The organism is Hominimerdicola intestinalis (assembly GCF_054655215.1).
The window spans coordinates 1-14928 of record NZ_BAAHNZ010000007.1 but is presented as its reverse complement, the minus strand read 5'-3'; the positions used below and the strand labels follow the sequence as shown (position 1 = coordinate 14928).

13 protein-coding genes and 3 pseudogenes are annotated in these 14928 nt (G+C 37.4%); 10 read left to right on the top strand and 6 right to left on the bottom strand.

Annotated features, from left to right (window positions below; genetic code table 11):
* Positions 1-92: 92 nt before the first annotated feature.
* The 10 genes from ACYQ0H_RS07540 to ACYQ0H_RS07495 all read left to right on the top strand — a co-directional run bounded on the left by ACYQ0H_RS07540 (position 93) and on the right by ACYQ0H_RS07495 (position 11542).
* On the top strand, positions 93-950 hold the full coding sequence (locus ACYQ0H_RS07540) for an AraC family transcriptional regulator (RefSeq protein ID WP_459812226.1): 858 nt from the start codon (positions 93-95) through the stop codon (positions 948-950).
* A 306-nt stretch (positions 951-1256) separates the two neighbouring features.
* Entirely contained in the window at positions 1257-1742 is a 486-nt protein-coding gene (locus ACYQ0H_RS07535; RefSeq protein WP_459812225.1) for a hypothetical protein, read from the top strand.
* 31 nt (positions 1743-1773) lie between these two features.
* The gene (locus tag ACYQ0H_RS07530) at positions 1774-2286 is read left to right on the top strand and encodes a SufBD protein (protein WP_459812224.1); all 513 of its coding nucleotides are present in this window, start codon (positions 1774-1776) and stop codon (positions 2284-2286) included.
* Positions 2287-2319: 33 nt separating this feature from the next.
* Positions 2320-2784, top strand: a complete 465-nt coding sequence (locus ACYQ0H_RS07525; protein WP_459812223.1) for a VOC family protein — start codon at positions 2320-2322, stop codon at positions 2782-2784.
* Positions 2785-2870: 86 nt separating this feature from the next.
* Positions 2871-3818: an alpha/beta fold hydrolase gene (locus tag ACYQ0H_RS07520; RefSeq protein WP_459812222.1), complete on the top strand. Its 948-nt coding sequence runs from the start codon at positions 2871-2873 to the stop codon at positions 3816-3818.
* A gap of 85 nt (positions 3819-3903) precedes the next feature.
* Positions 3904-4317 (top strand): DUF3795 domain-containing protein, encoded by a 414-nt coding sequence (locus ACYQ0H_RS07515; RefSeq protein WP_459812221.1) that lies wholly within the window; start codon positions 3904-3906, stop codon positions 4315-4317.
* 126 nt (positions 4318-4443) lie between these two features.
* On the top strand, positions 4444-5043 hold the full coding sequence (locus ACYQ0H_RS07510) for an Imm26 family immunity protein (RefSeq protein ID WP_459812220.1): 600 nt from the start codon (positions 4444-4446) through the stop codon (positions 5041-5043).
* A 595-nt stretch (positions 5044-5638) separates the two neighbouring features.
* Positions 5639-6580: a tyrosine-type recombinase/integrase gene (locus ACYQ0H_RS07505; RefSeq protein WP_459812219.1), complete on the top strand. Its 942-nt coding sequence runs from the start codon at positions 5639-5641 to the stop codon at positions 6578-6580.
* 247 nt (positions 6581-6827) lie between these two features.
* Positions 6828-9074: a glycoside hydrolase family 5 protein gene (locus ACYQ0H_RS07500; RefSeq protein ID WP_459812218.1), complete on the top strand. Its 2247-nt coding sequence runs from the start codon at positions 6828-6830 to the stop codon at positions 9072-9074.
* Between the two features lie 326 nt (positions 9075-9400).
* Positions 9401-11542 (top strand): hypothetical protein, encoded by a 2142-nt coding sequence (locus tag ACYQ0H_RS07495; RefSeq protein WP_459812217.1) that lies wholly within the window; start codon positions 9401-9403, stop codon positions 11540-11542.
* Between the two features lie 905 nt (positions 11543-12447).
* On the opposite strand, the pseudogene ACYQ0H_RS07490 reads toward ACYQ0H_RS07495, so the two are convergent.
* From ACYQ0H_RS07490 to ACYQ0H_RS07465, 6 genes and pseudogenes are all read right to left on the bottom strand, one after another.
* Positions 12448-12528 (bottom strand): annotated as a pseudogene (locus tag ACYQ0H_RS07490) (cysteine-rich KTR domain-containing protein); the annotation flags it as partial.
* Positions 12529-12565: 37 nt separating this feature from the next.
* Positions 12566-12664: pseudogene (locus ACYQ0H_RS07485) on the bottom strand (TnpV protein); the annotation flags it as partial.
* Between the two features lie 161 nt (positions 12665-12825).
* Positions 12826-13146, bottom strand: coding sequence for a nucleotidyltransferase domain-containing protein (locus ACYQ0H_RS07480; protein ID WP_459812216.1), 321 nt, complete (start codon positions 13144-13146; stop codon positions 12826-12828).
* The gene (locus ACYQ0H_RS07475) at positions 13121-13660 is read right to left on the bottom strand and encodes a hypothetical protein (protein ID WP_459812215.1); all 540 of its coding nucleotides are present in this window, start codon (positions 13658-13660) and stop codon (positions 13121-13123) included. Before ACYQ0H_RS07475 ends, ACYQ0H_RS07480 begins: the two co-directional genes overlap by 26 nt.
* A gap of 90 nt (positions 13661-13750) precedes the next feature.
* Positions 13751-14266, bottom strand: coding sequence for an HNH endonuclease signature motif containing protein (locus ACYQ0H_RS07470; RefSeq protein WP_459812214.1), 516 nt, complete (start codon positions 14264-14266; stop codon positions 13751-13753).
* Positions 14267-14584: 318 nt separating this feature from the next.
* Positions 14585-14928, bottom strand: a pseudogene (locus ACYQ0H_RS07465) (hypothetical protein); the annotation flags it as partial.

Genomic DNA, 14928 nt, shown 5'->3' with positions numbered 1-14928 from the left:
TTTCATATCTGATAAGACAAAATAGTGCAAGTTTTGTCGGGCAAGAGAGTCATTCATAAGATACAATAGTCTTACAGCGGGAGGTGATACAAGTGGAATGGATGGATACAATACAGGAGAGCATAGAATTTATTGAGTCGCATATTACCGATGATATTTCTGCTGATAATGTGGCAAGTAATGTCTTTATGTCAACGTTCTATTTTCAAAAAGGATTTAGTATGCTATGTGGCTATACCGTAGGTGAGTATATCAGAAATCGCAAACTTGCTTTAGCTGGCGGCGAACTTGCAACATCAGATACAAAAATCATTGATATTGCGATGAAGTATGGATATGAATCTCCAGACAGTTTTACAAAAGCATTCACAAGATTTCATGGAATATCGCCGACTATGGTGCGAAAGGATAGCGTGATGATTAAGACATTCGCTCCGCTGAAAATAGAAATTTCATTGAAAGGTGGTTATCTTATGAGTTACAAAATTGAGAAAAAGAACAGTTTTACAGTACTTGCAGCTGCAAAAAGATTTAACTATGAAACTTGCAAACAGGAAATTCCGCAGTTTTGGAAAGAGCATTATGAAAAAGGAAACGGAAAAATCGTCTGCGGTATGTTTGGTATTAACATTGACGAGAAGATGGGCAATCAGGATTTTGAGTATCTGATTGCTGACATTTATAACTCAACATTGGAAATTCCGGAAGGTTTTGAAATTCGCACTATTCCGGAATTTACTTGGGCAGTATTCTCTTGTGACGGACCAATGCCAACAGCATTGCAGGATGTTAATAAGAAAATATTTTCCGAGTGGCTTCCGGCATTGAAGGAGTACGAGTTTGCAGCAGGTTATTGTGTAGAGATGTATGATGATCCGAATAAATATCCAAATGGAACACAGGACGCAAATTACCATTCGGAGATTTGGATTCCGGTCAAAAAGAAATAATAGTTATGACTAAGCTTTGATATATCTTTGACTCAAAAACAGAATAAAGCAACATGAGCATCAATTCTTAATTGGGTTGGTGCTTTCTTAATGTTCAGGGAAATCCGGGCCATTTTTTTGCACATCGGAAACATCTCTGTGGCACAGCTGGACGAAGATATTCAGACAAACGGTGCAGTGCGCTGCAGTAAGGGCAACTTAATGACTTTATGCGGCTTTAAGAATATTGTCATATAATTTTCACTTGGATATGCTATAATGATAATTTAAGGAAGAGACAATTATGAATTTGAGGAGAAAAAGATAATGGCAAATGAAAAGGTTTCATTCAGAGAGTTTCTATCGGCAGTTGAACCAGAACACCGGGAGTTTGTCGAGAAACTTAATAATAAACTAATAGAGCAAGGCTGTAACCTTGTAATTAAGGAAGCAAAGAGCGGTTACGCCGCTTCATACCAGCTAGAGAAGAAAACAGTAATGAATTGGGTGTTTCGGAAGTCGGGGGTTTTAGCACGAATTTACGGTGACAACGCTGGCAGGTATGAGGATATAATCACTTCTCTGCCTGCTGATATGCAAAAGAAAATGACTACTTCCCGTGACTGCAAGAAACTGATAGACCCCAATGCTTGTAGCGATACCTGCGTAAAAGGCTTTATTTATGCCTTGAATGGTAATATACATAAAAAATGCCGTAATGATGGAATGTTCTTCCTGCTGTCAAATGAAACAGCGGAGCATATATCTAGGCTGGTCTGCGCAGAGGTTGCTGCCCGCAAGTCAGCTTCATAGAGACCGAATATTTTGTCTGATAAGTCCCAGTTTGACAGGTGGAAAAATTTCAGGTTATTTGGTCGAAAAATCTGAAGTCGTTAAGGAGAATATTGTGCCACTTAATATAGCAGATACATTTGAATTATTGTTTAATAAAAATAATAATGTTGCATATAAGGCATTACAGGAATTACAAAAAGAAAGTAAAGAAACGGATTGTGTCTATCCCTATGTGGATAGATTAAGTGATATGCTTGACAGCGATAATTCTTATATCCGTACAAGAGGGCTTACACTACTTGCCTATAATGCAAAATGGGATAAAGATTATAAAATTGATGAAATCATTGATAAATATTTGAAACACATTACAGATGTTAAACCTATCACGGCAAGACAATGTATTAAGCTGCTCCCGATTGTTGCAAAGTATAAGCCAGAATTAAAAAATGATATTCTTTCTGCACTTCATAAGGCGGATATATCTATTTATGACGATAGTATGCAATCCTTAGTTCATAAGGATATTCAAAAAGCATTGAAAGAAATAGAAAAACTATAAAAATACAACTTCCAGTTGAAAGGTGAAATTTACATGAAACATACTTGTATAGTATTATCGGTAGCAGACATCAATACTGCCAGAAAATTTTATGAGGATTTATTCGGACTGGAATTATACCAGGATTATGGAATCAATATATCTTTTACTTGTGGTTTGTCTTTGCAGCAAGACTTTAATTGGCTGGTTAATTTACCGAAGGAAAGCATAATGAAAAAATCTAACAATATTGAAGTATGCTTCGAAGCACAGGACTTTGACGGTTTCTTAAATAAGCTGAAAAAATACCCGAACATCGAGTATCTTGGGAATGTTGTTGAGCATGAGTGGGGTCAGCGCGTCATTAGATTTTATGATTTAGACGGACATATCATAGAGGTTGGAGAAGATATGAAAATGGTGATAAATCGTTTTCTTGCTTCCGGTATGACTATGGAAGAAGTATCTGTAAAAATGGACGCTTCTATTGAAGATTTAACAAAATTGCTGAACAATTAAATTCCAGTTTATCGAGCTGGAGATTTGAATTTGAAGGAGAAATGTAAAATATTCAGCGATCAATTTGCTGGGAAAAGGAGTTTACTATGAGTAAATTTGAAGAAGAATATGTTGCAGTGAATGGCATTGAACATTTTCTGCTGCACTACCCCAAAGCGCCGGACGCTCCCATTTTATTATATCTTCACGGGGGACCGGGCAGCATTGAATCGCTATTTGCCTATGAACTGGATAAGGCGTGGGGAAACCTGTTTACCCATGTACACTGGGATCAGCGTGGAGCCGGTAAAACACTCCGCAGAAACAAGAAGAACGGTTTGCCGAAAACAATTGATCAGATGCTGGAGGACCTACACGGCATCATTGGATATCTGCAGCAAAAATATCGTACCGACAAGGTTGTCCTCCTGGGCCACTCCTGGGGCAGCGTGCTGGGCAGTTTGTATGTGCTGCGGCATCCCGAAAATGTTTTGTCCTACATTGGTGTTGGGCAGGTAATCAGCATGAGGGAAAACGAACGGACTGCTTACCGGGAAGTATTGGACATGGCAAGGAGAACCGAAAACCAAAAGCATATACAGACATTGGAACAAATGGGCGATTATCCTCCCGATGATCCGGAATTGCTGCTTAAGCTGCTGCCCAAAATGCGCAAAATACAGGCAGCCTACGATAACGGTTCGGTTTCCGGCTCCAGCACAGGTGAACTGCTCAAGATTCTGCGGCACAGCCCCTCCTTTCGGTGGAGCGATCTTGTCAGCCTGATGCAGGTCATGAAGGTTAATTATATGCTTGACCTGCAACTGCTTTCCTTTGATCTTGCCGAGATCACACCACATTATCAGGCTCCGGTCCACTACATTCTCGGGGAGGCGGACACCATCGCACCCACTTCCCTCGGCCGGGCATATTATGATACCATTGAGGCTCCCCTGAAAACGATCACTGTGATTTCAGGAGCAGGACATAATCCAATGCACGAACAGCCTGATGAGTTTGCCGCTGCACTGCGTGCGGTGCGTGAAACGCTGTAAGTCTTATTAATTGATTTGGTCGTCTTTGGCGTATTTGATAAAACGGAATTTAATAATATTGATTTCCAGAAAGGGGTAAATGATTATGAAAATGCCGGAAGAAAATATTGATACGAATATGTTTGCCCCTTGCGGAATGAATTGTAAGGTTTGCTATAAACACTGTTATCACAAAAAGCCGTGTTCTGGTTGCTTGAACAGCGATAACGGGAAACCGGAGCATTGTCGTAAGTGCAAAATAAAGGATTGTATCAAAGAAAAATCTCTGTCCTACTGTTTTGAATGTTCCGAATATCCATGCAAGCTGATTAAAAACCTTGAAAAAAGCTATAACAAGCGGTATCAAGCAAGCCTTATGAAAAATAGTTGTTTTGTTCAAGAGCAAGGGTTAAAGTGTTTTATGAAACAGCAGAAAGCAAAATATACTTGCCTTAAATGCGGTGGCATCATTTCTATTCACGACAGAGAATGTAGTGAGTGTCAGGAAAAAATGAAATAGTAAAATCCCAGTTTGAAAACCACAATTTTATAAGTGGTTATTGCAGCTCACAGAGCTTTAATAAAATTCTCCGAAATCCTTGAGAATAAAGGTTTTATATTAGTAAACACAGAAGGTAGGAAAAGTATGTTTCAGAAAGAAAATATAATATCGTTGGAATGGAAAAAACGGTATGAAAGTCAGCCGGAAGAAATAAAAAGGGAATTAGATGATTTATCAGAAGCTTTTGATGATTATAAGGTATTTAAAGAAAAATACCAGTTAAAGGTCATAAAAAGAACAAGGAAATTAGCTGAGAAAGGTGATATATTCGTTTTTTCACCAAGAGAAGGAATATACTTTTACGGTCTTGTAGTAAAAGACGACTTAAAAAGTGATGAGGAATATAACTGGTATGTCATTATGCTCTTTAAGAATAAGACAAATTCATTGGACAAAATTAATTTTGTGCCGGATTATAATGAACTTTTAATTCCACCATTAGTTGTCACTCGTTTATATTGGACAAAAGGATTTTTCTATAATGTTGGACATTTAGACAATGTTAATATAACTACTACATATGGATTCTACAGCGCATACTGGAATATTATAGAAGATGAGTATCACAATAAGATAATAGAAAAACCACATTATTTAGGATTAGCAGGTATAGCAACTGATATTGGAGTTGCCTATGATGTTAATAGGGAACTAATAATAAACAAGGATTTATTGAAATTCTAATAATTATAATGTAAGGGTATAACTTCGGCTCCAGTGGAGCCGAAGTTATTCCTTATTTTATATCTATAGATAATCATTATGAATTGAAATTAATAGTTAATTGTCAGAGTTATTTTTGCTATGTTCATATTGGAGGAAGTTCTGCTATGTAGAAATAAATAAAAATAATCAGACAATATTGGTAATTATGCCCATTTACAAAATTATCTTATAATGATAAAATATATATGTTCTCTTTATATGTCTACTAATTGAAATACCGCTTGTTTCTATACAAGCGGTATTTCTTTATATTAAAATAATTTTCCCTTGAAAAACCCAGCCCGTTGATATATAATTAAAATACAGTTAAAAATAAGGAAATAAAAAAGCGAGTATCTGGAAAGATACCCGTCGAAAGATGTCGTAAAATAAATCGTTTTATGGTTTTTTATTGATTTTATTTAACTGCTTATAGTATAACATATTAATTTAAAATTGTAAACTGTTAATATACCAAAATTAGACAAGTTATAACTGTGCAATTTGCACAAATTTACTGTCGATTTTTGTAATAGGTGTAAAAACTTACAATTCGACAAAAGGAGAAAAAACTATGTTTGGGCTTATAGGAAAGAAAAACATGACAATAAAGTACCTTGGCGAGCAATGGCTGGCGGATAAAAAAATGACCGTTAAACCGTCTACATATGCTAATTACAGCAGACTTTTAAACGATCATATTATTCCGGCGTTAGGAAATTTGAAGTATGAATCGCTTGATAAAAGCGACATCAATAAATACATATCTAAACTTGCGGAATCCGGCAGAAAGGACGGAAAAGGCGGTCTGTCGGTAAGCATGACAAGAGATATTATCAAGGCATTAAGAGCGATCGCTAAGTTTGCTCAGCTTGAATATGGACTGAAAAATATCTGCGACGGTATAACTATGCCAAGAATAAAAAAGCCCGAAACAAAAACGCTTTCAGACAGAGAAAGAAGAAAACTTGAAAAGTACCTTTTAAGCAATCAGAATCTGACTAATATCTGCATTCTGCTTTGCCTTTACACAGGATTACGGGTAGGAGAGCTTTGCGGTCTGCAATGGAAAGACATTGATTTTAGACGAGGCTGCCTTACAGTCTGCAAAACCGTTCAGCGTATTTCTTTAGGTAACGGTAAGACCGTTATTTCCATAGATACGCCAAAGACGGACAGCTCTGTTAGGGCGGTTTACATACCGTTATTTATCATCGAAATGCTGAAAAAGTTCAGGCAGAAGCCGGACATTTTCGTATTGTCAAATAGAATAAAACCTACCGAGCCAAGAACCTTACAGCATAAGTTTAAAAGAATACTTAATAACTGCAAGATCAGCGATATATCTTTTCATGCTTTGCGCCATACCTACGCTACAATGTGCGTGGAAAAGCAGTTTGATATTAAAACTCTGAGCGAACTTTTAGGACATTCAGATGTAAAAATCACACTCAATACTTATGTGCATTCGAGTGAAAAATTAAAGCGCAAATACGTCAAACGATTGGCGTGTTAGCGCTGTTCTATGCCTGTTCAGGTTTTTCGTAAAACGATTTAGTGTATGGTTAATTCGATTTTTTCACAACAAAAATCTTAACATATAAATATTTGTTGAGGAAAAATAAAATGTTAATTTTATTTAACTATTTGAAGCTTGACAATAGAATATTGAATAACAAAGTGCTAAAGTCAATTAAATTTATTGATAATAATTCCGGAATTTATTATATAAGAAAATGGCTCAATAGTGAAAGGAGCATGGAATGTTCAAAAAAAGACTATTATCAATGCTGTCTGCTGCTGCGCTGACTGTAACAATGGCTCTCAGTGCGTCGGGAAGCGTATCGGCAGAAAAGGACATGAATATTAACGGAACGTATAATCAGGGTACAACGATCAGTACGTTTCTAAAGGAAAATTACGAAGGCTACGGCTCAATAGAGCTTAACTATGAGTATCTTTCCATACCGGAAACACCGTCCGCAACATTCGGTCTGATAGCATTTGATACGGAATGGGGAGGCTGGACTACTACCTCGGTAGGACAAACCGACCCAGAATTAGGCGTGAATTATACGAGTATTGTTGGCATGGAACAAATCGAATCAACGCTTAATACAGGAAAAGACGCTTACGGCTTTAATCTTATAACGGACAATTTCGGAGAAGGATCAGTAAAACTAAATTATGTCAAGTTAAATGACAAGCAAGGAAAAGAAGCTGAAATAACCGGAGCATGGACAAAGGGAACAGCTTCTGCTATGACTGTAACAGGCGATGCCGATATAAAGGTTGACGCTAATGCGTACAACATATATATGTCGGGATTCTCTACCTTTGGATTTACCAATCCGACAGTAGACGTTACAGTGACCTACAATGCACAGGCTGAGGGCTATAAAGAAGCCGCTTTGTATTACGTTGATAACTATAATACTTCAACGGAAACATGGACGCCTGTAGATTCCGATACATATAAGGCAGTTGAAGCGAACAAGACAGTAACTTACTCGTTTAAAGTTGACGATACCCGTCATTCGCTGTATGCTTGCTTTGACGCTTGTACGGTAACGGAGATCAAAATTTATGATAAAGTACCTGATGATATTGTCATCACAGGAAATTGGACAAAGGGTACTGAATCAACTATGACAAGCAGCGATCCTGACGTATGGCTTTATGCAGGACCTGATAACATTTATGTGTTTAATTTCACATTGGACGGTTATCTGAATCCGACAGTTGAAGTAACAGCAAACTATACATCAATCCCGTCAGATGGAAGCTATAAGCAAGCTGAACTTTACAGCGGAGACGCTAAAATTGCGGGAGATTACGTTCCGGTTACGGAAACAGGCGAAAAGGTGTATAATTTTGATATAAGCAGACAGCTTACATCATTTAACGTATGCTTTGACGGCTGCACAGTGACAAAGGTAAGAATTTATGACAATCGTTCACAGGTGCCTGAAATCATTATGAATAAAACTGCTTCGCAGTTAGTTCCGATGATGGGTAAGGCATGGAACTTGGGTAATGCACTTGAATGTACTTCTGACGGTACAGTCGGTGAGACCTTATGGAATAATAAAGTGCCTGTAAGCAAGGCGCTGTTTGATTTGGTTAAGGCAAATGGTTTCGATACCGTAAGAATCCCTGTGTCTTACATGGATAAGATCATTCAGACTTCTGACGGAACATACACTATCGACACTGCATATATGGCAAGGGTTAAACAGGTAGTGGACGCAGCTCTTGACGCGGGACTTTTTGTAATCGTTAACATTCATCATGACGGAAGTGACGGAGTTCAGGGCAAGTGGATAGACATAAGCAAAACCGGAGCTGAATTTGAAGCAGTTAAAACAAAGTTCTCTGATGTATGGGCTGAGATTGCCGGAACATTTTCAGGTTACGACCAGCATTTGATTTTTGAGGGCATGAACGAAATTATGATAAGCGGTCAGAATAATACGGCTTCTACATCTGCTTATACTAATATCAACGCACTTAATCAGGCTTTTGTAACGGCAGTAAGAGGTGTTGACGGAAATTCAGACAGATGTTTGCTTATACCGGGCTACAATACAAATATTGACGCTACTGTAAGCGGTATGTTCGTAAAACCTGTTGACACAACCGAAAACAGACTTATGCTTTCAGTTCATTACTATGATCCGTATGACTTTACCCTTAATGAAAATGGTACAGACGAATGGGATTTCGATACAGAGTATATGGAAGGTCAGATACAAAAAATAGCTACATTTGCAAACGGGCTGAATATGCCTGTTGTTCTTGGGGAATACGGAGCTATTGATAAAGGAAATGATGATTATAGAGTTTATTATATTGGAAACCTGAATATTATAGCTGACTCATATAATATAGTTACTTCATATTGGGATAACGGTTATACCGGACAATATGGATTCGCTTTATTTGATAGGACCAATAATACCGTTACATCATCTGGAGAGATTTTAATTAATGCGATTAACGGTATTTGAAACTAAAAACTGCTTAACATCAGAATAAATAAAAAATTGCTATTGCCTTTGTGGTGATAGCAATTTTTTTAGGAAAAATTGGAGGGATTAAATTGGGTTTTAGATTTAAACGTATATTAAGTGCCATTTTAGCAAGTATGTTAGGTGTTGTAACTTCAATTTCTGGATTATGTTTAAGTTCAGATTTTTCGCATATTTTTACTTATAAAGAGAACAATGGCAATAATATTTTAATGGGTTTAGTAGATAATTATCAGGATTTATTGGGCGGTATAACTGAAATTACATTACCGGAAACTTACGATGGTAAGGTTTGTAAATTGAATATGTCAACATTTCAAAAAAATACATATTTCACAAAGATTGTTGTGCCAAAAACGTATGTGGATATAACTGGATTTGCGAAATGTTCATCAGTTAAAGAAATAGTATTATTAAATGATAATGAGATAGCTTTTAAAGCACTTTGTTTAAATGGCTGTACTTCACTTGAAAAATTAGAAATATATGCTGCTAAAATATCGGAAACACCTGTTGCGTCTACATTTAAAGATGTTCCGACAACGGCAGTCGCATATGTTAAAAATGAAGCAGTAAAAGAAAGCTTGGTAAACTTTCCGGGAAATATAATTATTAATCCGAATATGGAATATGGGCAGGGCAACGATTCCGAAGTAAATAAAACAGCGCTTGAAAGTAAAATTCAAGAAGCAGAAACATATTTGACAGAAATAGATAAATCTCAGTACAATAATATAGAGGCACTGGAAACAGAGCTTGAAAAAGCAAAAACAGTATATAATAACGGGTCTGCAACACAGGACGATATTAATAATGCGCTTCTTGATTTATCAACAGCGCTGACTAACGTTGTGAAAAAAACAGATAAAACAGCTTTGGCAGCTAAAATAACCGAGATAGAAAGCTTTCTGTCTGGCATTGATAAAACAAAATATGTAAATATATCGCTGCTTGAAAAGGAACTTGAAAACGCCAAAACTCTGTATAAAAATGATAAGGCGACGCAAAAAGAAATCGACAGCGAAGTGGAAGCCCTGATAACGGCTCGAAATGACGTTAAGGAAATTCCTCAGACTCTAAAGGGTAATCTTCTGAAAGCGGTAACGAATTACGAAAGCTGGTATGCTGAGCTTTCCGCAGACGATTATACAGCTTCAAGCTTATCAAGTGCAAACGCTTTGTATACAAGAGCTAATAATATGCTTCAGGGAAAAGGAAATACCATATTTGCAACACAGGAAGAAATAGACCAGATGACAAAGGAAATGAATGATTTCAGAAATCTTCTTGTAAAAAACGACGCAAGCGAACAGAAAGCTGCTCTTGAAAGTCTGATAGCTTCTGCTGAAAAAATAGAAAACAGCAATTATTCCTCAGCAAGCTGGGAAGCTTTGCAGACAGCGATTTTATCAGCAAAGGAAACTGCTTCGGCTGATAAACTGAGGTCTGAATATAATGCTGAAAGCGAAGCGCTTCAAAAAGCAATTGATGGACTGACAGTAAAAACAGATACAAAGGAAGAAGCCGGAGAGCCGTTTGCAAAAATTTATACAGGCGGGAAAGAGGTAACAGCAGCGGACTTTAACGCTGATGAAAATACAGCGGGAGCAACGAAAATAAGGATAACCTTTAATTGTGCAGAAGATGTTTCGTTCAATCCTTATTGTACAATAGAAATTAATGCAGCAGTAAGCGGAGCAGAAAATTATATGAAATTCACCGGAACAGACAGTTCGTTTACTACCGGAGCTAAAGGATGTATAGTTGATCTTCCTTTGACCTCTGCAATAAAATTCGGTGACAACATAAAGATATTTGCAAGCACATATTCATGGGAAACGGCTGCCGATTATGTATTTGCGGTAACAAAAATAGAGCTTATAGACGATATAGGTACAGTTCTGAAAACTGTAACCGACAGAACAATCGCATATGACGAACTGAAAACAGCAATCGCAGAAGCGGAAAAAATTGAATCAGCCAATTACACCGAGGAAAGCTTTGCGGCACTTACCGCCGCTTTAACAGCCGCAAAGGAACTGCCGGAGGATTCCGCAAAAGCAGACATCGAAGCCTCTAAAACAGCGCTTGAAACGGCTGTTGCGGGTCTGGTTGAAAAGACGGATGATTCCTCATCAGAGCCAACGCCGGATTCAGAATCTGAGCCTGATTCAAAACAGGATTCTGAAAGTTCGTCTGATACAGACGCCGATTCGTCATCAAAAACAGATTCCAAAACCGATAATTCGTCGAGTAAAACCGACGATTCCAATAGCAGCACAACAAAGACAGATTCCGCAAGCTCTAATAGCAATGCAAATACAACGAGCAATGCCAACTCAGGAGCAAACGGATCGTCCAACCCCAACACCGGAGCAGCTTCGGCTACGGCAGCGGGAATAATCTTATTGTCTGCAATCGGCGTTATTTTTTCGAAAAGAAAATAAACCTCCTTTACAATAATGGTTTAAAAATTAACAGTTTCTTTCAAACTTGGACTTTAGCGCCGAAGTATATAAAACAAGGGTACAGATTTCTGTACCCTTCATATAAAGAAGTGAGTGAACGAGGGTGGCTCTGGTAAATTACGGTATAGTCATTCGTGGCTATGCCGTTTTTTCTTTTTTTAAACATTTCTGTTTTAAGTATTCTTGAAACATTGCTTCATATTCATCGTTAATTGGATATACGGTTTTGCCGTCTATGACTTGCTTTTTTGAAACCAATCTAGCCGATAAACTCATTAACAATGGCAGGAGCAAGCTCCTTGATTTACGTGTATCGCCTCAATGGTGCTCACCGCAGTTCCTCAATATCTTTTCTTTGGCTTCTTTCCAGATACGCCATTTCCTTTCTTCTCGTCCGTGGTTATATGCCATTCTTGTTTTCCTCCAATTTGAATTTTTTTGAAAATCCAGATTGTGAGGTGGGGAACGACAGCCCACGCCAGAAACAGGCTTGTTCTGTATCCCGACAAAAAACGACATAAGAAAATCCGCAAAGGTCATCAGACCAATGCGGATATAGGCGTTAATATTTCTATTATGTAGATATTTGACATCCGATTTTAGGGTATAAGAGTGCCACGCAGAAGCAAGGATTTTTTTAACAGGTTATCCTCACTAATCCGTGAAATTATGTAGATAGCTGCTGCTTCTAATAAGCAGCGTTGCAGTGGTACTTGACCAACACATAGGAAATCCCCCCAAACTCAAACGGGTCTGGAGGGAAACTGTTAATCTGGGCGTAGAGAAACAGCCCACCAAAAACACCGTTTTTTTTATTCGGTGGGCTTGTCCAACTTATATTATACGAAACAGAAAGAGCCGACAAACTGTGATTACTCACAAGTTCATCGGTTCTGCGTCTCGGCGTCTGGCTCTTTGATAACTGATATATTTAATTGTCGTACATTGATTAGTGTTTCTTGTTTAAAGCGGCAGGAATTTTTCACCCTGCCTCCCATCTGCCTATGCGAAGATGATTTCCTCATTCACAATCTCCCTTGCACACGCCAGAATGTTGTTCATTCTTCCTGCCCATTCTAAGACGTTTTCCGCCTTTAGCTGGTGCCTGTTTCATCTACTCTGCGAGTTGTTTCAAAAATCTATGGGCTGTTAGGGGCAAAAGCCCCTAACAAGCGAATTTGGCTAACCCAATTCAGTGCTTGGTAAGACATAACAAAATCATTTGTAAAAATAGAAAAGCTAAGTAATCTTCATTAGCATATTTATTTTAATTTTAAGCAATGGGGCTGAATCCTATTTAAAAACTTAATTTCTTTTTCTTCTTCAACGCTTAGTGATGTTATATCAATGAATATACTGCTTTCCTTTTCTAATTCATTTGAAAATAGAATTAAATCATTTCCAAGTTCGTTTGAGTATTCTGAGTAGATGATTAATATATCAATGTCATTGTTAATCGTATTTGGCTCTAATGCAGAACCGAATAAGAATACTTGCTTGAAAGAATCGAAAGGCAGTATATGCTCTCTTACGCGTTCGATAATATCATTATTCAATCTACATGATTTCATTAATATATCCATAAAAAGCTCCCATAGTTAACAACCGGACATTCATTCGTTTTGCCTCCATATATGCTTGACTGGATATGCAGCTCTCTCCATTCCAATTATGTAGATTAACTACAATACTGTTTTTCTCTGGAGCAAGATGTATCAATTCCGATTGACTCAAGCAATATTCGTAAACAAAAATCAGTTTTGTACCTTGTATAGTGATTTCTCTTAGATTGCTGTCAGATAAAAAATTAAACCTAACATTTCTTGAACGAATATACTTCAAAGCATAATTCAAACTTTCCAAGCGAACCTTCGCTCCCATAAAACAGCTATAATCATAATACAACTGCCGCATTCTGGGGGTGTCATCCAAAAAGACTTGGACTGAATGCCCTCCCTCATTCATCTGGATGTATGGATGGTCAATACCAATACCTATAGTTTCATACTTGCCTTGCGCCTTTAACTTTTCAATTAAGAGTTCCAACAATTCGGTGGAGGGAAGAATGAAATCTTCGACAGGAGCAATTCCAAACATTGAATTTATTTTTGCTGGAAAAAGAACTTCTCGTGCTTTTTCTTCTTCTGTGCGAGTTGCTTCAAATTCGTCAACATGTAATAAAAAAGATTAAATGTATGCCAGATTAGGATAAGATTTCTCTTGATGTCGTTGAATTAGACTATAATTTGCTAAAAACAGCATCTTCAGTTTCCTGTTATTGACCAGTATTCTGTACTCAAATTTATCCCACAGAGTCTTGTTATCATTTAAATAATATCTTTCATAAATTGTTTTGTTTTCCTGGAGTATAGGGGCAACCTCTTTTTTTAAATCCTCAAATGTTTCGTGTTTTTTGCTGAAAAATCTTTCTAGTTCCTTTTTTCTGCTCTCCTTCCATCCCAATACTTCGTCTGGTGTAAAAGCATGGTTTTTATCAAATTCTGTATGGCAATTTGGGCAAAGTAAAACTAAATTTTCAAATGAGTTGTCGGCTGTTTCACAATAGGGATCAATATGAGCCTTTTCAATTATGTCTCCATTTTTGCAAAACAACTCTCGCTGGCAACTTGGATTCATACATCGTCCCATTGATTCCGCATATAATTTTCTTTTAATAGCTTCGTCTATGTATCTGCTAACCATTTTCCATTCTCCTTGAGTCTTGCTTCAAAAATAAAAATTAATGAGAGCTGACAATACGCAAAAACTCCCAAACATTATAAGTATTATAACACATAATCGTGACTTTTACTACAAATTCATCATATCCAACCGTCATTACAAATACTTATAAATGCCTAAAGGGGTACTTCTTTATGTGAAGTGTCCTTTCTGTACCCTTGTTTTATTTTTAACTTTATTTTTTTGGATTAAATAAGAGAATAATTGCATAGCATTTGTTTGTTCCTGTATAAAAAAGGCTGTTTCAATTAATGAAACAGCCTTAACTTTAGCTATGTATTATTTGCCGTAGTTGCACTCAATAACGTTTCCGTCTTCATCTTCAAATGTAATATCAGCTATGTAGAAGTCAGCCTGATTAGGCATACCCCATCTCATTAAGGAGAGGAACTGAGCATCTTTTGACTCAACGAATGCAGCGGTAGGCTTGATTCCCGGACGGATCATAAGCTCGTAGGAACCCCATTCTGAAGTCCATTCAGCCTCGCCGAATTCAAGAAGCTGATTCCATGTGTTGCCTCCGTTGCCGTCAGTAGGCTGTGTACATAAAGCGCCCATGAAGTTTCCGGGAACCATTGATTCTGTACCGTCATCAGCTGTGAAAGGACCTACTGCCTTTGTTA

What these genes read in the sequence shown, in the direction of transcription:
- ACYQ0H_RS07500 (WP_459812218.1), top strand. Translation starts at nt 6,828, where the DNA reads ATGTTCAAAAAAAGACTATTATCAATGCTGTCTGCTGCTGCGCTGACT.
- ACYQ0H_RS07475 (WP_459812215.1), bottom strand. Translation starts at nt 13,660, where the DNA reads ATGTTTGGAATTGCTCCTGTCGAAGATTTCATTCTTCCCTCCACCGAA.
- ACYQ0H_RS07535 (WP_459812225.1), top strand. Translation starts at nt 1,257, where the DNA reads ATGGCAAATGAAAAGGTTTCATTCAGAGAGTTTCTATCGGCAGTTGAA.
- ACYQ0H_RS07520 (WP_459812222.1), top strand. Translation starts at nt 2,871, where the DNA reads ATGAGTAAATTTGAAGAAGAATATGTTGCAGTGAATGGCATTGAACAT.
- ACYQ0H_RS07525 (WP_459812223.1), top strand. Translation starts at nt 2,320, where the DNA reads ATGAAACATACTTGTATAGTATTATCGGTAGCAGACATCAATACTGCC.
- ACYQ0H_RS07470 (WP_459812214.1), bottom strand. Translation starts at nt 14,266, where the DNA reads ATGGTTAGCAGATACATAGACGAAGCTATTAAAAGAAAATTATATGCG.
- ACYQ0H_RS07480 (WP_459812216.1), bottom strand. Translation starts at nt 13,146, where the DNA reads ATGGATATATTAATGAAATCATGTAGATTGAATAATGATATTATCGAA.
- ACYQ0H_RS07505 (WP_459812219.1), top strand. Translation starts at nt 5,639, where the DNA reads ATGTTTGGGCTTATAGGAAAGAAAAACATGACAATAAAGTACCTTGGC.
- ACYQ0H_RS07495 (WP_459812217.1), top strand. Translation starts at nt 9,401, where the DNA reads ATGTCAACATTTCAAAAAAATACATATTTCACAAAGATTGTTGTGCCA.
- ACYQ0H_RS07515 (WP_459812221.1), top strand. Translation starts at nt 3,904, where the DNA reads ATGAAAATGCCGGAAGAAAATATTGATACGAATATGTTTGCCCCTTGC.
- ACYQ0H_RS07510 (WP_459812220.1), top strand. Translation starts at nt 4,444, where the DNA reads ATGTTTCAGAAAGAAAATATAATATCGTTGGAATGGAAAAAACGGTAT.